This window comes from Gibbsiella greigii (assembly GCF_039540155.1).
Classification (GTDB): Bacteria; Pseudomonadota; Gammaproteobacteria; order Enterobacterales; family Enterobacteriaceae; genus Gibbsiella; species Gibbsiella quercinecans.
Map to the genome: position 1 here is coordinate 345,665 of NZ_BAABEM010000006.1, position 20,780 is coordinate 366,444.

18 protein-coding genes and 1 riboswitch are annotated in these 20,780 nt (G+C 58.3%); of the genes, 7 read left to right on the plus strand and 11 right to left on the minus strand.

The window, feature by feature from the left end; all coding sequences use genetic code 11:
* Nucleotides 1-4: 4 nt before the first annotated feature.
* Both dhaK and AC559G_RS04825 read right to left on the minus strand, forming a co-directional pair.
* Nucleotides 5-1,075, minus strand: a complete 1,071-nt coding sequence (gene dhaK, locus AC559G_RS04820) for a dihydroxyacetone kinase subunit DhaK (RefSeq protein WP_498911703.1) — start codon at nucleotides 1,073-1,075, stop codon at nucleotides 5-7.
* Between the two features lie 55 nt (nucleotides 1,076-1,130).
* Nucleotides 1,131-2,234: a glycerol dehydrogenase gene (locus AC559G_RS04825; protein ID WP_095847181.1), complete on the minus strand. Its 1,104-nt coding sequence runs from the start codon at nucleotides 2,232-2,234 to the stop codon at nucleotides 1,131-1,133.
* Between the two features lie 354 nt (nucleotides 2,235-2,588).
* On the opposite strand from AC559G_RS04825, the gene AC559G_RS04830 reads away from it, so the two are divergent.
* Nucleotides 2,589-3,245 (plus strand): DUF1190 family protein, encoded by a 657-nt coding sequence (locus tag AC559G_RS04830; RefSeq protein ID WP_438599780.1) that lies wholly within the window; start codon nucleotides 2,589-2,591, stop codon nucleotides 3,243-3,245.
* 3 nt (nucleotides 3,246-3,248) lie between these two features.
* Entirely contained in the window at nucleotides 3,249-4,409 is a 1,161-nt protein-coding gene (locus tag AC559G_RS04835) for a glutathionylspermidine synthase family protein (protein WP_498911706.1), read from the plus strand.
* 66 nt (nucleotides 4,410-4,475) lie between these two features.
* Here the strand turns inward: AC559G_RS04835 and AC559G_RS04840 are convergent, their stop codons facing one another.
* On the minus strand, nucleotides 4,476-5,792 hold the full coding sequence (locus tag AC559G_RS04840) for a glycoside hydrolase family protein (protein WP_498911708.1): 1,317 nt from the start codon (nucleotides 5,790-5,792) through the stop codon (nucleotides 4,476-4,478).
* A gap of 219 nt (nucleotides 5,793-6,011) precedes the next feature.
* The gene (gene ygiD, locus AC559G_RS04845) at nucleotides 6,012-6,794 is read right to left on the minus strand and encodes a 4,5-DOPA-extradiol-dioxygenase (RefSeq protein WP_438599795.1); all 783 of its coding nucleotides are present in this window, start codon (nucleotides 6,792-6,794) and stop codon (nucleotides 6,012-6,014) included.
* Between the two features lie 209 nt (nucleotides 6,795-7,003).
* Here ygiD and zupT point away from each other — a divergent pair, with 209 nt between their 5' ends.
* Nucleotides 7,004-7,771: a zinc transporter ZupT gene (zupT, locus tag AC559G_RS04850; RefSeq protein WP_438599783.1), complete on the plus strand. Its 768-nt coding sequence runs from the start codon at nucleotides 7,004-7,006 to the stop codon at nucleotides 7,769-7,771.
* A gap of 77 nt (nucleotides 7,772-7,848) precedes the next feature.
* Here the strand turns inward: zupT and ribB are convergent, their stop codons facing one another.
* On the minus strand, nucleotides 7,849-8,502 hold the full coding sequence (ribB, locus tag AC559G_RS04855; RefSeq protein ID WP_498911710.1) for a 3,4-dihydroxy-2-butanone-4-phosphate synthase: 654 nt from the start codon (nucleotides 8,500-8,502) through the stop codon (nucleotides 7,849-7,851).
* 108 nt (nucleotides 8,503-8,610) lie between these two features.
* Nucleotides 8,611-8,769: riboswitch (FMN riboswitch) on the minus strand.
* A 194-nt stretch (nucleotides 8,770-8,963) separates the two neighbouring features.
* Between ribB and ubiK the strand changes: the two genes are divergently transcribed.
* Nucleotides 8,964-9,239, plus strand: coding sequence for an accessory factor UbiK family protein (ubiK, locus tag AC559G_RS04860; RefSeq protein WP_498911712.1), 276 nt, complete (start codon nucleotides 8,964-8,966; stop codon nucleotides 9,237-9,239).
* A 60-nt stretch (nucleotides 9,240-9,299) separates the two neighbouring features.
* On the opposite strand, the gene hldE is transcribed toward ubiK, so the two are convergent.
* The 3 genes from hldE to AC559G_RS04875 form a co-directional block, all read right to left on the minus strand.
* Nucleotides 9,300-10,730: a bifunctional heptose 7-phosphate kinase/heptose 1-phosphate adenyltransferase gene (hldE, locus tag AC559G_RS04865; RefSeq protein ID WP_498911713.1), complete on the minus strand. Its 1,431-nt coding sequence runs from the start codon at nucleotides 10,728-10,730 to the stop codon at nucleotides 9,300-9,302.
* A gap of 78 nt (nucleotides 10,731-10,808) precedes the next feature.
* On the minus strand, nucleotides 10,809-13,658 hold the full coding sequence (glnE, locus tag AC559G_RS04870; protein WP_498911714.1) for a bifunctional [glutamate--ammonia ligase]-adenylyl-L-tyrosine phosphorylase/[glutamate--ammonia-ligase] adenylyltransferase: 2,850 nt from the start codon (nucleotides 13,656-13,658) through the stop codon (nucleotides 10,809-10,811).
* Nucleotides 13,659-13,703: 45 nt separating this feature from the next.
* Nucleotides 13,704-15,011: a CYTH domain-containing protein gene (locus AC559G_RS04875; protein WP_498911715.1), complete on the minus strand. Its 1,308-nt coding sequence runs from the start codon at nucleotides 15,009-15,011 to the stop codon at nucleotides 13,704-13,706.
* Between the two features lie 268 nt (nucleotides 15,012-15,279).
* Here AC559G_RS04875 and AC559G_RS04880 point away from each other — a divergent pair, with 268 nt between their 5' ends.
* Nucleotides 15,280-15,900: a TIGR04211 family SH3 domain-containing protein gene (locus AC559G_RS04880; protein WP_121555440.1), complete on the plus strand. Its 621-nt coding sequence runs from the start codon at nucleotides 15,280-15,282 to the stop codon at nucleotides 15,898-15,900.
* Nucleotides 15,901-16,078: 178 nt separating this feature from the next.
* Nucleotides 16,079-17,305: a multifunctional CCA addition/repair protein gene (locus AC559G_RS04885; protein WP_498911716.1), complete on the plus strand. Its 1,227-nt coding sequence runs from the start codon at nucleotides 16,079-16,081 to the stop codon at nucleotides 17,303-17,305.
* A gap of 97 nt (nucleotides 17,306-17,402) precedes the next feature.
* Here the strand turns inward: AC559G_RS04885 and bacA are convergent, their stop codons facing one another.
* The gene (bacA, locus tag AC559G_RS04890) at nucleotides 17,403-18,227 is read right to left on the minus strand and encodes an undecaprenyl-diphosphate phosphatase (RefSeq protein ID WP_438599790.1); all 825 of its coding nucleotides are present in this window, start codon (nucleotides 18,225-18,227) and stop codon (nucleotides 17,403-17,405) included.
* 276 nt (nucleotides 18,228-18,503) lie between these two features.
* Nucleotides 18,504-18,863 (minus strand): bifunctional dihydroneopterin aldolase/7,8-dihydroneopterin epimerase, encoded by a 360-nt coding sequence (folB, locus tag AC559G_RS04895; protein WP_438599796.1) that lies wholly within the window; start codon nucleotides 18,861-18,863, stop codon nucleotides 18,504-18,506.
* A gap of 107 nt (nucleotides 18,864-18,970) precedes the next feature.
* Between folB and plsY the strand changes: the two genes are divergently transcribed.
* On the plus strand, nucleotides 18,971-19,603 hold the full coding sequence (gene plsY, locus AC559G_RS04900) for a glycerol-3-phosphate acyltransferase (protein ID WP_498911717.1): 633 nt from the start codon (nucleotides 18,971-18,973) through the stop codon (nucleotides 19,601-19,603).
* Between the two features lie 37 nt (nucleotides 19,604-19,640).
* Here the strand turns inward: plsY and tsaD are convergent, their stop codons facing one another.
* A complete protein-coding gene (tsaD, locus tag AC559G_RS04905; RefSeq protein WP_498911718.1) occupies nucleotides 19,641-20,657 on the minus strand; it encodes a tRNA (adenosine(37)-N6)-threonylcarbamoyltransferase complex transferase subunit TsaD in 1,017 nt (338 codons plus the stop codon).
* Nucleotides 20,658-20,780 lie beyond the last annotated feature (123 nt).

The window sequence follows — 20,780 nt, forward strand, 5'->3', positions numbered from 1 at the left end:
TTACCTAACATCCCCAGCGTAATGCGGGCGTTTTTACCGGCGCATCCCACAACGACAGCACCTCGTCGTCGGCTTTCAGCAAGGTGATGGAAACCCCCTGCATATCCAGCGAGGTGCAATAAGCCCCCACCAGATCGCGTTCAATGATGATGCCGGCCTCGGCGCAAAGCGCCGCCAGGCGGTGATAGACACCGTACAATTCGGAAAGCGGCGTGGCCCCCAGATTATTCACCAACGCAATCACGCGATCGCCGCGTGCCAGCGGCTGCTTCTCCTGGATCTCTTCACGCCATTCGCCGTGTTGGCGATCCCACACCCGCAGGGTGCGTTTGTAGTAGCCGTTTTCAATCAGAGTCTTGAACATGTCGTCCACCGCCTGGTTCAGGGTGGTGAACGGCCGCCGTGCGATGCCCGGTTCGCCGTGGATGCCTACGCCGAACTCCATTTCATTCTCCGCCAGTACAAACGACGGTTTGCCGGCCGCCGGTACCGTGCACGCCCCCAGCGCGATGCCGATTGAATGCCCCTGGTTGTTGATCTTGTGGCCGAACGTCACCAGCGCATCCAGGCTATCGCCACGCGCCGCCGCCGCCCCCAGCAGTTTTTCCATCAGCACCGTGTTGGCAACACCACGGCGCCCGGCGGTAAATAGGCTGTCTTTTACCGCCACATCGTCATCAACCAACACCGTCGCGACCTGCACGCCGCTGTCGTGCAACAGCTCGGTGGCCGTTTCAAAATTCAGCACGTCGCCGGTGTAGTTTTTGACCAGAAACAACACCCCGGCGCCGCCGTCGATGGCCTGGCCGCACTCATACATTTTATCCGGCGTGGGTGAGGTAAAGATTTCCCCCGGGCAGGCGCCATCAAGCATCCCTTCCCCGACAAAGCCGCAGTGCATCGGCTCATGGCCGCTGCCGCCGCCGGAAAGCACCGCCACCTTGCCCGGCACCGGCGCAGCGGCACGCACCACAAACAGCGGATCCTGATGCACCTGTAGTTCGGGGTGAGCCTCGCCCAGGCCCCGCAACTGTTCCTCCAGGACCGATTCGACCTCATTGATCAGTTTTTTCACGGTTCATTCCTCTGTCTGGCATCGCAAGCGCGGCATGCCACGCCCGCTATGGTAGCTATGCGTGCTGTTGCAACCAGGCACGCCCCAGCCGATCCATGGTCAAAATGGCCGCCTGTACGCTGGCCGGCGTGACCTTGAACGGCATGTTATGAATGGTTTCGCCTTCCGCGCAGCTTGCCTCGGCAACCGCCTGGATTTTCGCCGGCAGATCTTCCGTCACCCCCATCTCGGCCAGTGTGATCGGCAACCCTAGCCGGTGGCAGAAGCGCATCACCGTTTCGATCTGCTCTTCGGAGCTGTTTTGCAGCACCAGTTGCGATAGGGTACCGAACGCCACTTTTTCACCGTGGTAAAGGTGGTGAGTCTCTTTCAGCACGGTGAACCCATTGTGGATGGCGTGGGCCGCCGCCAGACCGCTGCTTTCAAAACCTAGGCCGCTCAGATAGGTATTGGCTTCGATTACGCGCTCAACCGATTCGGTCACCACGCCGGCTTCAACCGCCAGCTTGGCCTTGAAGCCCTCTTTCAGCAGGGTTTCATAGCACAGGCGCGCCAGGCTCAGCGCCGCCAGCGTTGATTTACCGCCGGCCATGCTGGTTGCCTGGGCATCAAAGCAGGCCTGTGCTTCAAAGTAGGTGGAAAGCCCATCGCCCATCCCGGCCACCAGCAAACGCACCGGGGCTTTGGCGATGATCGCGCTGTCCATGATCACCATGTTCGGCGGCGTGGGGTAAATCAGGTACTCTTCAAACTGGCTTTGCTCGGTGTAGACCACGGAGAGCGCGCTGGTTGGCGCATCGGTCGAAGCGATGGTCGGAATCAGCACCACCGGGACTTTCTGGTAATAGGCAATGGCTTTGGCGGTATCCAGCGTCTTGCCGCCGCCCATGCCAATAACACCGTTGCACCCTTGGTCTTTCAGCTCCTGACCAAGGCGATCGATCTCTTTATGGCTGCATTCGCCGTTAAAAACGCAGGCATGATGTTTAACGCCGTGCTGCTGCAGGCTGCCCATCACGGTGTCGCCCGCCAGTTTCATGACAAAGTCATCGGCGATAATAAAATAGTGCTCAGCCAGTGATTTCGCATATTGGCCGACGGAGGCTAACGCATTCAGGCCCTGGATATATTTACTGGGTGATTGGATGATTCTTAACATAACCGGCTCCTTCTGGGTTCATTGGCGATGTTCAGATTTCAGGTGAGGTTGTTGCCGGTCTTCCGCCGGCTGGTTGTTACTAATGACTATACGGCCGCCCACAGGCATTACGAGCCTGGCGATTTTCGTTCCATTGCGAAACGGCCAGCTCGGCAAAACGTTCCAAAATGGAACATTCAGAGCGGCGTTTTCGCGATTAAAGAGAACTGGCGCACACCGCCACGTAATCCTGCGTAAAGAGTCGGTTATCCGCGCGTTTCAGCTTTAATTTTGCACATCTTTCCCCTATTCTTACGCCACCTACTGGGAAAAGGCCGCATGGCTAAAAATAATGAATAATGGGATTTAATGCCGATGAAACGGACAAAAAACATTAATAGAGAGACGTTCCGCAAATCCTGGCGTAACTACCGCATGGCCCCCGTCGCGCTGGCCGTCAGTGCGGTATTTATGTTGGCCGGTTGCGAAAAGGCCGATGAAACCGTATCGCTGTACCAAAATGCCGATGACTGTTCGCGCGCCAATCCTTCCATGAGCGAGCAGTGCACCACGGCTTACAACAATGCCTTGAAAGAAGCCGAAAAAACCGCGCCGAAATATGCCACCCGCGAAGACTGCGTGGCAGAGTTTGGAGAAGCGCAATGCACCCAGGCGCCGGCGCAAGCGGGCATGGCGGCAGAATCGCAAAGCAGCGGCAGCTTCTGGATGCCGCTGATGGCGGGCTATATGATGGGCCGGATGATGGGCGGCGCCGGTTTTGCCCAACAGCCGCTGTTCACCTCCAAAAACCCTGCCAGCCCGGCCAACGGCAAGTTCGTTGACGCCACCGGCAAAAACTATGGCCCAGCGACGGCCGGCGGCCGCACGATGACGGTGCCGAAAACCGCCATGGCGCCAAAACCGGCGGTCACCAACACCATTACCCGCGGCGGCTTTGGCGAAACCGTCGCCAAGCAGGCCACCATGCAACGCAGCAGCGCCACCTCCAGCTCACGCACCATGGGCGGTTAATCGATGAAACGCGTTGCTATCATCGAGCGCCCGGACTGGCGTGAAAAAGCCACCGAGTTCGGTTTCAATTTCCACACCATGTATGGCGAACCCTACTGGTGTGAAGATGCCTATTATCAATTTACGCTGGCACAGATCGAAGAGATCGAAGACGCCACCGCCGAACTGCACCAGATGTGCCTGCAGGTGGTGGAAAAGGTGGTCGCCAGCGATGCGCTGATGGCGAAGTTCCGTATTCCTAAGCACACCTGGGAATTCGTCCGCAGCGCCTGGCGCACTAACCAGCCTTCACTCTATTCACGCCTCGATCTGGCCTATGATGGCGTCAACCCGCCAAAGCTGCTGGAAAACAACGCCGATACGCCAACGTCGCTGTATGAAGCCGCCTTTTTCCAATGGATTTGGCTGGAAGATCAGCTTAACGCCGGCCGCCTGCCGGAACAGGCCGATCAGTACAACAGCCTGCAGGAAAAGCTGATTGAGCGCTTTGCGCAATTAAAGGCGCACCACGGGTTTAGTCTGCTGCACATGGCCTGTTGCCGGGATAGCGTGGAAGATCGGGGGACGGTGCAATATCTGCAAGACTGCGCGCAGGAAGCCGATTTGGCGACCGAGTTCCTGTTTATGGAGGATATCGGGCTGGGGGAAAAGGGCCAGTTTACCGACCTGCAAGACCAGGTGATCGGTAATCTGTTCAAACTGTACCCGTGGGAATTCATGCTGCGTGAAATGTTTTCCACCAAGCTGGAAGACGCCGGCGTGCGCTGGCTGGAGCCGGCATGGAAAAGCATTATCTCCAACAAGGCGCTACTGCCGCTGCTGTGGGAGATGTTCCCCAACCACCCGAACCTGTTACCCGCCTATTTTGCCGAAGACGAACACCCGGCGATGGAAAACTACGTCATCAAGCCGCTGTTCTCACGCGAAGGGGCGAATATTCAGATCGTGCAAAACGGCCAGATCGCCGCGCAGGCCGATGGCCCGTATGGTGAAGAAGGCATGATCGTGCAGCAGTTCCATCCGTTGCCGCAGTTTGAGGGCAGCTATACCTTGATCGGCAGTTGGCTGGTGAACGATCAACCCTGTGGTATCGGTCTGCGGGAAGATCGCGCGCTGATCACCCAGGATCTGTCGCGCTTCTATCCGCACATCATTCTGGATTAAATCGCACGGCCAATGCCAAACGGCAGAAAACCCGGGCACGTTGCCGTGCCCGGGCATTCCCTCCGGTTATTTCAAGGTTACATCAATGATGGGTGGAATATAACCGTAGTCATATTCTTCCACCACGAAGGTGCGATCGCCCACCAGCTTGATGCCCACCGTTGGCGCTTCCGTGCCGCCGACGCGGAAGCCGGCGTCAGAATCATCGTCCTCAAGCGGCACGTTATCGATAAACGAGGTGACCAACCCGTTCGGCATCACATAGTGAGAATAGGTCTGGAACGGCTGGCTTGACGGGTTGCCCAACACCAGGCCGGAACCGTTCAGCGGCACGTAAGGGCCGAACAGTGAATCCGCGACAAAACCGTACACACCGTCCGGGCCGGTCAGGCCATCGGCATAGGTGTACTGATGACTGATGGTGAACAGGTAATATTTGCCGTCCTGGAACAGCAGGTGCGGGCGCTCGGTCTGGTCATTAACGCCAACCGCCGTCAGCAGTGGAGGCAGCAGTTCCCAATCATCGCCGTCTTCATCACGTGCCATCGCAATACCGATGCAGGCAGTCTGGTAACGTGAGTTGCCCACGTCTTCATAACCCGGCAGCACGTCGCCGATTTCCGCTTCGCCCACTTTGTGCGAACCACGCTCACCGGCCACATTGCCTTCGAACAGCATATATAGCTTGCCACTCTCAGGATCGCGGAACGGCCATGGGTCGCGGAAGCCCCAGTACGGGTTTTGCGCTTCGGTTTGGTACATTTTGCCGTCGGCTTCGAACAGCGAAGACACTTTTTTGAAGCCAACCATGTCAACGCCGTGCTCAGTGGTCACCACGCGGCCACGCACTTTCACAATGGTCGCGCCAGGCGTAACCGCGGTGTAGTACAGATCGACGTCGCCCTGGTCGTTGAGCAAAATCGGCGAGCCGGCCCATTCGCGGGTGGTTGGTGAAACGCCGTCCGCCATCACGCGGCCGCCATACACCCAGTCTTTACTGGTGCGAGAGAACCAGTAGCACATTTTTGCTCGGCCATGACGATCGTTCCAGTCGCGGTTGATGTCATAGTTGCCGTTTTCATCCAGGTACTCTGGGTTGGTCGGCTGGCGCTCCGCCGTCAGGGTGAAAATCACTGACCAGCCGTCAACGGAAGTGACGTTACCGTCGATATCACGCAGCGGCATGGTATCCCAGATAAACACCGTATCGCTCAGCACCGGGAAATCAGCGCTAACCAGCGGTTGCGTGGTGGTCGGGTCATCGGCACGCACTTTCAGCGCGTCGGCACGGGTCCAGATGGTGGATTGATTCGGCTGTTGGCCGAACTTGGCAGTGGCCGCTTTCAGGGGTTGTTGGCCGAAATTCGTGGTGGTCGTTTTCATAGGAAATACCTCGTTAATCAATCAATTAAAATATGACTTTCGTGAAATACTGTATTTTTGTACAGTGAATTCACTATAGGACGAGGTGATTTCCGGATCAAGGCCAAAACCCCCTTTCCAGGCGGGTGCCGGCTTGTTGGGCGCTGACACAACGTCAGCGGCGATAAAAAGCTGAAAAAACGACAAAAAAATGCCAGTCAGCGACTGGCATTCAGAAAATTAACCCACTTGAACCGAGAGCATACTGAGCGCCCCCATTTCAATCCCATCCACCGGGATGCCGATCGGCTCGTTACCATCCCACGCGCCAAGCACGTACAGCAGCGGCAAGAAATGTTCCGGCGTTGGGTTGGCGAGTGCGGCTCCTTCATGCTGCATAAAGTTCACCAACGGGTGCTCACCCCCGCGGTAGGCCAGGTTGTCGCGCACGTACTGGTTAAACGCCCGTGCCCAAGGATATGGGCTGCCATCCCCTTCCCACTTCACCTTACGCAGGTTATGCACCACGTTGCCGCTGGCGACGATCATGATCCCTTCATCACGCAGCGCCGCCAGTTTTCGCCCAAGCTCGAAGTGGTAAGACGCAGGCTGCGTCCCATCAACGCTTAGCTGCACGACCGGAATATCCGCCTGCGGATACATTTTGATCAGCACACCCCAAGCGCCGTGATCCAGCCCCCATTCACGGGTGTCGGCAATCACCGGCAGCGGCGCCAACTGTTGCTGTATCCGCGCCGCCAACGCCGGGGAGCCCGGCGCCGGATATTGGGTATCAAACAGCGCCTGGGGAAAACCGCCAAAATCATGGATGGTTTTCGGGTTTTCCATCGCCGTTACCGCCGTGCCGCGGGTATACCAGTGGGCAGAAACCGCGATAATCGCTTTTGGCCGCGGCAGTTTCACACCCAGTTCGCGCCACGCCTGGGTATAACGGTTGTCTTCCAACACATTCATTGGGCTGCCGTGCCCTAAAAACAGCGCAGGCATGCGGGACGTGGTCATCATATTCTTCTCCAGAGGGGTAGCCGGTTTATGCCAACCACCTTACGCCCTTTGCCGCACCGGCACAGCCGGATAACCATGATGGTGATATTCAATAATTTTGAATGGTGATAACGATGAGAACAATCAGCCAGATCCACTCGATTTATGCTACTACTCTGTTAGTATCAGAAAATGCGAAATATTGATGAGATACCGAGGAGCCCACAATGTCTGTACCGCTGATCCTCACCTTGTTGGCTGGCGGCGCAACCTTTGTTGGCGCCCTGCTAGGCATTATTGGCCAAAAACCGTCTAACCGAGTGCTGGCCTTTGCGCTTGGCTTTGCCGCCGGGATTATGCTGTTGATCTCACTGATGGAAATGCTGCCAGCGGCGCTGCACACCCAAGGCATGTCGCCGATATTGGGCTATGGCATGTTTATGGTCGGCCTGTTGGGCTATTTTGCGCTGGATCGCATGCTGCCGCACCAGCATCCGCAGGATCTGGTGGATGCCCCGATTCCCCCGCACAACCTGAAACGCACGGCGCTGCTGTTGACGCTGGGCATTAGCCTGCATAACTTCCCGGAGGGCATCGCCACCTTTATTACCGCCAGCGCCGATCTGGAGCTGGGCATGGGCATTGCGTTAGCGGTTGCCATTCACAATATTCCGGAAGGGTTGGCGGTAGCTGGCCCGGTGTATGCGGCTACCGGTTCCAAAACCAAAGCGTTGCTGTGGTCGGGGATTTCAGGCATGGCGGAAATACTTGGCGGCGTGCTGGCGTTCCTGCTGATTGGGCCGATGATTTCCCCGGTGATGATGGCGGCGATCATGGCGGCGGTCGCCGGCATTATGGTGGCGCTATCGGTGGATGAACTGATGCCGCTGGCCAAAGAAATCGATCCCAACAATAACCCGAGCTATGGCGTGCTGTGCGGTATGGCGGTGATGGGCTTCAGCCTGACGTTGCTGCAAAGCGGCGGCATCGGCTAAGAAAGGAAAAGCGCCTGTGGGCGCAATGCGGAAGAACCTAATGAACAACGCCCTCCAATGGAGGGCGTTGGCGTATATCAGCTAGCCTTTTGCTCATGCAGTTGGCGATAAGCCACCAGATCTTCAATCGTCAGCACCAGCATATCGTGCTGTTTGGCAAATTCGATCACTTCCGGCGCATGGGCCATGCTGCCATCATCGTTGGTCAACTCGCACAGCACGCCGGCAGGTTTAAAACCGGCCATGGAAACCAGATCGATCGTGGCTTCCGTATGGCCGCGGCGGTTCAGTACCCCGCCCGGCTGCGCACGCAGCGGGAACACGTGTCCAGGGCGGTTAAGATCGCTCGGCGTAGCGTTGTCGGCGATGGCCGCGCGGATGGTCGTCAGGCGATCCGCGGCGGAAACCCCGGTGGTCACGCCCTGTGCGGCCTCAATGGTTACGGTGAACGCCGTTTGGAAATGGCTGGAGTTGTTGACCACCATCATCGGCAGTTCAAGCTGCTGGCGACGTTCTTCGGTAATGCACAGGCAAACAATGCCGCTGCCGTGGCGAATGGTCAGCGCCATCTGCTCAACGGTCATGGTTTCTGCGGCAAAGATCATATCACCTTCGTTTTCACGATTTTCATCATCAAGCACCATCACGCCGCGCCCGTTGCGCAAAGCGTCCAGCGCGCGTTCAACGCGTTCTGTTGGCGTACCGAAATCTGAAAGTAGCGTCTGATTCATGGTAAAAAAACCTCAATTAACTGTATTGGATTACCAGAACCAGGGCGATCTTGAGGAGTAGCTGGATAGCTAAAAAATAACGCAAGCGAGCATAAGCCCGACAGATGTCGTTACCCTCTCCCATCCGGACTATAACCGTCGGCCCCGGAATTACACCGGATCTGCTGACCTCTACCCAACCCAAAGGCTGGATGAGCGCTCGCGGGCTTTCATCATAGAAGATGATTTACCGCCGGTGGGGACTTTCACCCCGCCCTGAGAATAAGCTTAACGACTATAGCGCTAATGATTAATCAGGGCAATTAGCAAAAATGGCGATACTAATGCATTTAGCGTAAATACACTGCCTCACCCCACACTGTGTGCAAGATCCAGCGCCGAAGCGTGCCTTGTTGTTTATCCGCTGGGCAACTCGCATTACACTAATGCTATCGCCACCCAATATCAGAAAGGGATATACCATGATAGACCCGAAAAAAATTGAACAGATCGCGCGCCAGGTTCATGAGTCCATGCCGAAGGGTGTCCGTGAATTCGGGGAAGACGTCGAAAAGAAAATCCGCCAGATACTGCAGGCGCAGTTTACCCGCCTGGATCTGGTCAACCGCGAAGAGTTTGATGTGCAAACCCAAGTGCTGCTGCGCACGCGGGAAAAACTGGCTCTGCTGGAACAGCGCCTGAACGAGCTGGAAAGCAAATTGAATGCGGCCCCGCAGGCCAAGCCGGAAGACGAATAAGTTTATGTTAAGGGCGCAGACGCGCCCTTAACATTGCCGCTCGGCACTCACACCGTAGGGTTACTCACGCCCATTTTTGATGGCCTTGATGATGTTGGTTGTTGATAACCCATCTTCAAAGTTTAGCACTTTCACATCACCGCCGTTGGCCCACACCTCGGCACTGCCAGCGATCTCTTCCGGTTTATAATCCCCGCCTTTCACCAGCAGATCCGGCAGGATACCGGCGATCAGCCGTTGCGGCGTGTCCTCTTCAAACGGCACCACCCAGTCCACGGCTTCCAGCGCGGCCAATACGATCATACGGTTTTCCAACGGATTGATCGGGCGGGTTTCGCCTTTCAGACGTTTAGTGGATGCATCACTGTTAACCGCCACAATCAGACGATCGCCCAGCTTGCGGGCATTCGCCAGATAAGAAACGTGGCCGGCGTGCAGGATGTCAAAAATGCCGTTGGTCATCACGATCTTTTCACCACGCTGGCGCGCCTGCGCCACGGCAGTTTTCAACTGTTCTTCGCTCATCACGCCGAACCCGGTTTCGGCACGGCCGCGGATGGCATTTTCCAGCTCGATCGGGGAAACGGTGGAAGTCCCCAGTTTGCCCACCACCACGCCGGCGGCGGCGTTAGACAAGAAGCAAGACTCTTCCAGCGTATTGCCGGCGGCCAGCGCAGCGGCCAGTACGCCGATCACCGTGTCGCCTGCGCCGGTCACGTCGAATACCTCCTGCGCCTGCGTCGGCAGGTGCAGCGGCTCGCGATCCGGCTGCAGCAGCGTCATCCCGTGTTCGGAACGGGTCACCAACAGGGCGGAAAGCTCATAATCCGCCACCAGCTTCATACCCCGCTGCACCAGTTCCTGTTCGTCTTTGCAATGGCCGACCACGGCTTCAAACTCGGACAGATTCGGCGTCAGCAGCGTTGCGCCGCGATAACGTTCAAAATCCGTGCCTTTGGGATCGATCAGCACCGGCACCTTGGCGGCACGTGCCAGTTGGATGATGTCCTGCACCTTGCTCAGCGCGCCCTTGGCGTAATCAGACAGCACCAGCGCGCCAATCTGCGGCAGCGCCTGCTGAACGCGCTCCAGAAGCGGCTGGGCATCCACATTGGCGAAACCCTCTTCAAAATCCAGGCGTATCAACTGCTGGTTGCGGGACAGCACGCGCAGTTTGGTAATGGTCGGGTGCGTCGGCACGGAAACAAAGTCACAGCGCACGTTAACTTCATTGAGCCGGGCGCTTAATGCACGCGCGGCGTCGTCAATGCCGGTCAGCCCCACCAGGCGCGAGCCGGCGCCCAAAGAAGCAATGTTCATCGCAACGTTAGCCGCACCGCCGGGACGCTCTTCGATGGTATCCACCTTCACCACCGGCACCGGGGCTTCCGGTGAAATGCGGCTGGTCGGCCCATACCAATAGCGATCCAACATGACGTCACCAACCACCAGCACACCGGCGCGGCGAAAATCAGGCAGTGTAACTTTCATTCGATAACTCCAAACAGGTCATAAATTTAGTTGCGCCGATATTACCACAGACACCGATAATGCCGGCAAAAAGGTGTGCTATACGCCCGCTGCGCCCAGCCATTTTTCCCAACTGCGGCGCACCCGATCGCGCTCGGCGACAAACTGTTCGCTGCTCACCTTGCCGGAGTGCTCCTGCAAGGCCAGCCGGTGAATTTCGTCGCGCATCGTCACATAGGCGTGGGTCAACGCCTGCGCTTCTTCGTCCGGCATAATACCGTAATGGGCCATCAGTTCGAAGATGCGCACGTTATCCGACCAGCGCGCCAGCCGCGGTTCGCCGCCGGCATAGCGTAAGACCAGATATTGCGCGATAAATTCGATATCGGTGATACCGCCTTCATCAGTTTTGATATCAAACAGCTCACGCTGCTTATTGCCCAGATGGTGGCGCATCTTTTCCCGCATTTCGCGCACTTCCTGCTGCAATGCCGCGCCGGCGCGCGGCTTGCACAAAATATCGCGCCGAATCTGATCAAAACGCTGATGCAACGCCGGATCGCCATAGACAATGCGCGCCCGCACCAGTGCCTGATGCTCCCACGTCCAGGCCTCATTTTGCTGGTAGTCGGTAAAGGCCTCGATGGTGCTCACCAGCATGCCGGCTGCCCCGGAAGGCCGCAGCCGGGCGTCCACTTCATACAGAATACCGGAGGCGGTGCGGGTGCTGAACAAATGCATCACCCGCTGCGCCAGCTGCAGGTAGAACTGGCGGCCGTCAATGCAGCGTGCGCCGTCGGTCATCACTTCCGGCGGGCAGTCGATCAAAAACACCAGATCGAGATCGGAACTGTAACCCAACTCCCAGCCGCCCAGTTTGCCGTAGCCGATCACGGCAAACCCGTGCCCCTGGCGCTCATGCAAATGCGCCGGCTGGCCGTAACGCGCCACCATATCGCGCCAGGCCTGCTGCACCACCGCATCAATGATCGCTTCGGCCAGATAGGTTAAGTGATCGCTCACTTTCATTACCGGCAGCACTTCGGCAATATCCGCCGCGGCGATGCGCAGCTGTTGCGCCTGTTTGAACTGGCGCAACGCTTCCACCTGCTGCTCCTCATCGTCCGCCGGCACCCGCAGCCGATACTGGTGCAACTCGCTGCGGTAGGCGCCGGGCTCAACCGGCCGGTAGAGCGTCGCCGGATCAAGCAGCTCATCGAGCAGCATCGGGTAGCGCGCAAGTTGGTTCGCCAGCATCGGCGAGGCGGCGCACAGGCGAATCAGGTGGCTAAGCGCCGCCGGGTACTCCAGCAGCAGCTCAAGGTAAGTGGTGCGGGTGACAATGCTAAGCAGCAGTTGAGCAAGGCGGGCCAGCGCCGTGGGCGCGTCGCTGCGCGGGCAGACTTCGGCCAACAGGCGCGGCATCAGTTGATCCAACACCTCGCGCCCGCGCGGGCCGATAGTGCGCTTGCCCACGTCCTGGCGGAAATCGGTGATGATGCGCAGCACCATACGCTGCTCTTCTTCCCCCAGATGCGGCAACAGCGGCGCCATGTCTTTTTCTTCCAGCGCATCATGCCACAGGCCAGAGTAGCGCTGACAATGGCTATCTTCGCCCACATCGGGGGTATCGTCACCGATCATGTCGTCAAACACCGCCCGCACCGCGCGCATATGGGCATCCAGCGCGGCCAGTAGCGCCGGCCAGTCCGCCAGGCCCATGCCCCAGACCAGGCGCGCCTGATCGAGCGCATCCTGCGGCAGGGTTTGCGTTTGCTGATCGCCAATCGCCTGCAGCAAGTTCTCCAGCCGGCGTAAGAACAGGTAGCTGGCGCTCAGCGCCGCCACCGGTTGCGGGCCAAGCAGCCCCAGTTGACCTATCGCCTGCAGCGTCGGCAACAATGCGCGCCCTTGCAGGCTGGGCTCGCGCCCGCCGCGGATCAATTGGAACACCTGAGTGATAAATTCAATTTCGCGGATACCGCCGGCGCCGAGCTTGATGTTGTCTTTCAGGCCGCGCCGCCGCACTTCACGCGCGATCATGCCCTTCATATTGCGCAGCGACTGGATCACGCTGAAATCGATATAGCGGCGGAAGACAAACGGCCGCAATGTGTTGCGCAGTTCCTGGCTATAGGGATCCTCCGCCCCGCCCATCAGCCGCGCCTTCACCATGGCGTAGCGTTCCCAGTCGCGCCCCTGTTCCTGGTAATAATCTTCCAGCGCGGCAAAGCTCATCACCAGCGGGCCGCTGTCGCCAAACGGGCGCAACCGCATATCCACCCGGTAGACAAAGCCATCAATGGTTTGCTGATCCAATGCTTTAATTAACCGCTGGCCGAGGCGGGTAAAGAACTGGGCGTTATCCAGCTCGCGCCGCCCGCCCTGAGTTTGCCCGTTTTCCGGATAGGCAAAGATCAGATCGATATCGGAAGAAAAATTCAGCTCTTCACCGCCCAGCTTGCCCATGCCAAGGATCAACAGCGGCTGGGGAACCCCCGCCGCATTGCACGGCGTGCCCCACTCACGGCAACAAGTTTGATACAGCCAGTCGCGGGCGCGGATAATCAGCGTTTCAGCCAACCCACTGAGCTGACGCAGCGTTTGCTCGGTGGTGGCGCTATTCAACGCCTGCGCCCAGGCGATACGCACCAGCATCTCGCGGCGGAACAGGCGCAGCGCGTGCATCAGCGCCGCTTCGTCCTGCACGGCTTCCAGTTCTTCCTGCAGCCATGCGCCGTAGTGGCGCCACTCATCGGCCACCGGCGGCTGGCTGCGCAGTTTCGCCAGCCATTGCGGATGCGCCAGCAAAGCCTCGCTAACAAAATCGCTTGAAGCCAGCACCGCCTGCTCCTGGCTGCTAAGCAGCACATCGGCGCCGTGGGTTTCCTGAAAACGCTGCACAATACGCTGTGCCTGCGCCTGTAACGCTGCAGAGAGTCGCGACATAATCAATCATCCGTGCGATGGCCCGCTATAGCGGGCTGGGTATCATTAACGAACGGCGCCGTTTAACCAGAACGGCGCCTGGGAGAGGGCCAATTTACGGCTGCTTTCATAGCTCCCCTGGCGCCGTTCCGCTACCGCCCGCAGCAACTCACGCCAAGCGCCAATATAAGCGCCGCTGTCAGCGTCGGCATAGGCGCCGGAAAGCAGCATAAGGGCGGCCACCTGGCGCGTCAGGCGCGGCAATTGCCCCTGATAGCCTTCGTCGGTTAGCGGGTGATTGAACGCCTCTTTCAACTCAGCAGCGCAGCGCCCCAGCATCACATCGCTAAAACGCTTGAAGGAGCCATCCAGTTTTGCCTGCGCTTTTGCGTCGATAAACGGCCGCCAGGCGCCGGTCAGCAACCAAGATGTGAGCGCCAACTTACATTGCAGATACTCCGCGCTGTAACACAGGCTCTGCGGTTCGGCGTTGTGGTCTTCCAGTTGGGGTTCCAGCGCCGCCAGGCGGGCACGCAGATCGGCGCTGGCCTTGCGCGGCACCAGGCCGCCGAAAATCACTAGCGCCTGGCGCACCAGCACCATCGCTTCAAGCACGGCCGGGCGCGCCGCGGCGTTGCCACGCAGCCACAGCTCCTCGTGATACTGCCAGTGGCTGAGCGCCAGCTCCAATGCTGCGATCATCCCCTGTTCCACGCTGGATTTCGCCGCCGGCCTCAGCACCTTGAGCGGGCGCAGTGCGAAAGGCGCATTGCCCTGCGCCAGGTGGTAACCGCGCGCCGCCTTGCTCAGGCTGCCCTGGCGCAGGCCGCCATGCTGTGCCAACTGCTGCGCCAACGCCAGTAGATCCGCGGTATTGCCCTGCTTCAGCTCCAGTTCAATCTCGCCTATCGGCTCCACCAGTTCGCCGGCACGCACTTCGCCCTGATCCAGGCCGATTTCGATCTCGCTTTCCCCCAGCGCGACCCGCCAGGTTTCACGCACGAAATCCGTGCGGAACAGCGGCTGCAGCGCCTGCTGCAATGCGCTGATATCGCACCCCTGCGGCCAGATATCGGCCGGAAATTCAGCCAGCGTCAGTTCAGGGCTGGCGATCGCCACATTGTATTCCGGGCGCTGATGCACCCCGCCCACCACGCGGCCAGCGGTTTTGATGGTCATCTCATACTGTTGGTTGCAGCCGCGGATACGCAGCCCGATATCGTGGCGGCGCAGGAAGTTATCGGCCGTCTCGTAGTAAATATTGGTGAGTTTTTGCGGCGCGGTATGCTGGTGGGGCCAGGCGGCCAACTGTGCGGACAACCCGGCGGCAGCCTGCGCGGAGGCAATAAATTTCAGTTCTATTTCAACGGTCATATGTCTTTTACACCAATAAGTTACAAATTTGCAGCCAGAACTTTGCCCTGGCCGAATGCTGCCTGAAAAGGCACCGTTGGCACTATAGTAGCGCGATTCGTCGGCGCTTAAGCCTGCAAACTGTAGAAAAAACCTGTTACGCTGTAAAACGCGGCGTAACGCACAGAATCCGCTACAGTAAGACAGTTCTCATTCCGGTTTTAGCGTTGCGTCGTCACACTGAAGTCTCTACTATCGTTCCATAAATTCACACAGAAACGATGAACTAATGCAGAAATTACGCCTAATTTGCCTCGCTGTGCTGAGCTTCAGCATCACTTGGGGTGCACACGCCGAAGAGAAGCGCTATATCTCTGATGAATTGAACACTTACGTCCATAGCGGCCCGGGCAATCAGTACCGCATTGTCGGGACGCTGAACGCTGGCGACGAAGTCACACTGTTAAGCGTAAATAATGAAACCCATTACGGCCAGATCCGCGATGCCAAGGGCCGCAATATCTGGATCCCGTTGGATCAGCTTAGCGAAACGCCAAGCCTGCGCACCCGCGTGCCTGAACTGGAGCAACAGGTAAAAACCCTGACCGACAAGCTGACGAACATTGATAACAGTTGGAACCAGCGCACAGCGGAGATGCAGGAAAAAGTCGCCGCCAGCGATAGCACCATCAGCGGCCTGAAGCAGGAAAATCAGGATCTGAAAAACCAACTGGTGGTAGCGCAGAAAAAGGTGAATGCGGTTAACCTGCAGCTTGATGACAAACAGCGTACCATTATCCTGCAATGGTTTATGTACGGCGGCGGCGTTGCAGGCGTCGGCCTGCTGCTGGGGCTGTTGTTGCCACACCTGATCCCGCGTCGTAAAAACAACAACCGCTGGATGAACTGACCGGCCTGTGCTGGCCGGGAGCACGATTCACGCCCCCTTGTTCGGGCCAGCCCCCCATCCCGCTTTTGCGATCTGAGCGCCAGGCCGTCACCCACGGCCGGCGCTGCGATGTTTTTATCCGTGCGGAGAATTCGGGTAAGCTGTGGTGCATAGCGGCGATAATTTCAGGAGTGCAACAGTGCAGATTTATCTGGTCGGCGGCGCAGTCCGCGACAGCCTGCTTAAGCTACCGGTGGTAGACCGCGACTGGGTTGTCGTCGGCGCCACGCCCGCGCAACTGCTGGCGCTGGGCTACCAACAGGTGGGTAAAGACTTCCCGGTATTCCTCAATCCGCAAACTCATGAAGAATACGCACTGGCGCGCACCGAGCGTAAATCCGGCCAGGGTTATACCGGCTTCACCTGCTACGCAGCGCCAGACGTCACGCTGGAAGAAGATCTGCAGCGGCGCGATCTGACCATCAACGCCATCGCCCAGGCGCCGGAAGGCGAACTGATCGATCCTTACGGCGGCGTGCAGGATCTCAACGCACGGGTGTTGCGGCACGTTTCCGATGCCTTTAGCGAAGATCCGCTGCGCGTTCTGCGCGTGGCCCGCTTTGCCGCACGCTTTGCCCATCTGGGCTTTACCCTGGCTCCGGAAACGGCGGCGCTGATGCGCAGCATGGCCGATGGTGGCGAACTTTCCGCACTGCCCGCCGAGCGTGTGTGGAAGGAAACGGAAAAAGCGTTGCAGAGCCAAAGCCCGCAGGTTTACTTCCAGGTATTGCGCGCCTGCGGCGCCCTAAAGGTGCTGTTCCCCGAGATCGACGCGCTGTTTGGCGTGCCGGCGCCGGAAAAATGGCACCCCGAAATCGACACCGGCATCCACACGCTGATGACGCTGGCAATGGCCAGCCGCCTCAGCCCGGAAGTGGACGTGCGTTTTTCCGCCCTGTGCCATGACGTAGGCAAAGGGCTGACGCCGAAGCAGTTTTGGCCGCACCACCATGGCCACGGCCCGGCCGGGGTGAAACTGGTGGAGGCGCTGTGCCAGCGGCTGCGCGTGCCAAACCCGATTCGCGATCTGGCGATGCTGGTGGCGGAATACCACGATCTGATCCACACCGTGGATAAGCTGCGGCCGGAAACCCTGTTAAAACTGTTTGATGCGATTGATGTATGGCGCAAGCCGCACCGGCTGGAACAGATGATCCTGACCAGCGAGGCGGATGCCCGCGGCCGCACCGGTTTTGAAGAGAACCCATACCCGCAGGGTGATTATCTGCGCGCGGCCTTTCAGGTTGCCAATGCGGTTTCAGTGAAAGAGGTGGTGGCCAGCGGCCTGCAAGGGCTGGCGATCCGCGATGAGCTTAAGCGCCGGCGCCAGCAGGCGTTGGCCGCCTGGAAAGCCCAGCAGGCCTGACAGCGGTACAGCACCAATGGCCTGAATGCAAAAAAGCCAGTCAGTTAACCTGACTGGCTTTTTTTATCGCCAACGCACCTTGCGTTGCCGTTTGGCCTTACATAAACACCATGTAGACCGCAGCCGCCACAATAAAGCGGTAAATCGCAAACGGTACAAACGAAATACGCTTGATCAATTTCAGGAAGGTCTTGATGGCGATCAGCGCCACCACGAAGGCGGTGATAAACCCAACGGCAAACATCGGCACGTCGGCCAGCGAAAGGAAGCCCAGGCTCTTGTACACATCCAACGCGCTGGCGCCAATCATCATCGGCACCGCCAGGATGAACGAGAACTCAGAGGCCGCATAACGGCTAACGCCCACCAGCATCCCACCGGAAATGGTGGCGCCAGAGCGCGAGAAGCCAGGCCACAGCGCCAAACACTGGAAACAGCCGATCATGAACGCCTGGCGGTAAGTGATGTCATCCAGCCCAACGGCGCGCGGCTTTTTAGGCTTCAGCCATTCCGCGGCCAGCAGCAGGAAGCCCCCCACCACCAGCGCATACATCACGTTGCGCGGTTCAAACAGCGATTTAATCACCGAGTGGAACACCAGCCCCAAGACTACCGCCGGGATCATCGCCAGCAGAATATGCCCCAGTTTCAAACGCCCCGCCGTGTGCCCTTCATGCGCCACCGGCTTGCCGCCGAAATGAATGCCGACCAGGCCGAATAAACGGCGCCAGAACATCACCACGACCGCCAGGATCGAACCCAGCTGGATAATCACTTCAAAGGTTTTCGCTTTGTCGCCGGTAAAGCCAAGCCATTCACCGACGATGATCATATGCCCGGTAGACGATACCGGCAAAAACTCCGTTAACCCTTCAACCACCCCAAGAACAAATGCCACAAACAGTGAATGCATGTCCGCCATGTGTGCGCCTACCCCATAAATTTACAGCTAGAAACATAAAATCCGCCCCCCGAAGAAGGCGGCATTACTTTCCCGTCACGGGAAAAACCGGCGGAAGCCGCCCTTGCGCGCGTGAAACGGCACACATTCCGGCCACAAAGGCGCTACGGCCGGCGGCCAACACAGCCATAATAACGACTAATAATAAAAAAGCGGCAGTATTCAATACATTGCCGCTAAACAACTCGCTATTCAAAGCAGAATAATTGCCGTTGGTTGCACATTCATGACAGGCAATCACGCCGGGCGGGTGCCCCGTTCGATGATCACACCCACACTGCGAGCGTGCGCCACCGCCCCCGGCTTGCTGACCTTAATACGTACCCAGGGGGAATTAAAGCGTTGAAGTAATATTTCGGAAATTTCCTCAGCGACGCGCTCCACCAAAGCAAAGCGCCCGCCTTCAACGTGTTGGACAACGGCGTCGCAGATATCGGCATAGCTCAAACAGTCATTTACATCATCACTGGCGGCCGCCTGGCGATTGTCCCACCCCATTTCGATATCGAAAACCAGCTTCTGGCGGATGGTCTGCTCCCAGTCATAAACGCCAATGGTGGTGATTACGGTAAGTTCTTCAATAAATACGATATCCATCACGTCGTTCTCTGTTTTTAGCCTTGCCGGATACCACTTCCAGCGGAATATGCGTATTATCCATAGATATTACGAGCAAAACGACCATTATTAAACGGAACCGCGTTATGAGTGCTACCGCGCTTGGCATGATTATCTTCGCGTATCTCTGTGGCTCTATTTCCAGCGCGATCTTGGTATGTCGGATCGCCAAGCTGCCCGATCCGCGTTTACATGGCTCAGGGAATCCAGGGGCGACTAACGTCCTACGCATTGGCGGCCGCCTGGCGGCGGCATCAGTGCTGGTATTCGATATATTGAAAGGCATGTTGCCGGTCTGGCTGGCATACGAGCTTGAAATACCGCCGATGTACCTTGGCCTGACGGCTATCGCCGCCTGCCTTGGCCACATCTACCCGATATTTTTCCACTTCCGCGGCGGGAAAGGCGTAGCCACCGCTTTCGGCGCCATTGCGCCAATCGGCTGGGATCTGACCGGCCTGATGACCGGCACCTGGCTGCTGACCGTGTTGCTCAGCGGTTATTCCTCGCTGGGGGCGATTATCAGCGCGCTGATCGCCCCCTTTTATGTCTGGTGGTTCAAACCGCAGTTCACCTTCCCGGTGGCGATGCTCTCCTGCCTGATCCTGATGCGCCACCACGATAATATCCAGCGCCTGTGGCGCGGGCAGGAAGGAAAAATCTGGAATAAGCTGCGCAAGAAGAAGCCAGAAACGCCGGAAGAAGAAACCAAGAAGTAAACGGCAGGGCCGGCGCTCGCCAGCCCTGCATGGCGGCTTATACCGCAGGCAGTTCGGCCAGCGGCCAGCGCGGGCGAACGGTAACGCCAAGCGTGGGGCTGATGCCGCCGCTTTTCAGGCGCACCAGCCCGGCGTAGGCGATCATCGCGCCGTTATCGGTACAAAACTCCGGCCGGGCGTAAAACACCTCCCCGCCGCGTTTGTGCATCATTTCCGCCAGTTTGCCGCGCAGCGTGCGGTTGGCGCTCACGCCGCCGGCCATCACCAGCCGGGTAAACCCGGTTTGATCCAGCGCGCGTTTACACTTGATCGCCAGCGTATCCACCACCGCATCCTCAAACGCGCGGGCGATATCGGCGCGGGTCTGCGCATCGCTGCCTTTGCCGCGAATGGTATTGGCGGCAAAGGTTTTCAGGCCGGAGAAGCTGAAATCCAGCCCAGGGCGATCGGTCATCGGGCGCGGGAACACAAAGCGCCCGGCGTTGCCCTGCTGGGCCATTTTGGACAACATCGGGCCGCCGGGGTAATCAAGCCCCAGCAGTTTGGCGGTTTTATCGAAGGCTTCGCCGGCCGCATCGTCGATCGATTCCCCCAGCAGGGTATATTGGCCGATGCCGGTCACGCTGATCAGTTGGGTATGGCCGCCGGAAACCAACAGCGCGACGAACGGGAAGGCCGGTGGGCTATCTTCCAGCATCGGCGCCAGCAGGTGCCCTTCCATATGGTGCACCGGCACGGCGGGCACATTCCAGGCAAACGCCAGCGCGCGCCCAACGGTGGCGCCCACCAGCAACGCCCCCACCAGGCCCGGCCCGGCGGTGTAGGCAACGCCATCGATATCCGCAGCAGACAGGTTAGCTTCTTTCAGCGCCGCCTGAATCAGCGGCACGGTTTTGCGCACGTGATCGCGCGAAGCCAGCTCTGGCACCACGCCGCCATAATCCGCGTGCAGTTTCACCTGGCTGTACAATTGGTTAGCTAACAAACCGGCCTGATCATCATACACTGCGATTCCGGTTTCATCGCAGGACGTTTCTATACCCAGTACTCGCATCACATTTCCCATCATTCACAGGCGGCCGCCAGTTTAGCACAACCGCGCCCGTTTACCGCCCCCCCAGCGCAAACGGGCCAGATGCGTAGCCAAGATGTTTTTCCGATTAAAAGCGAGCAATTT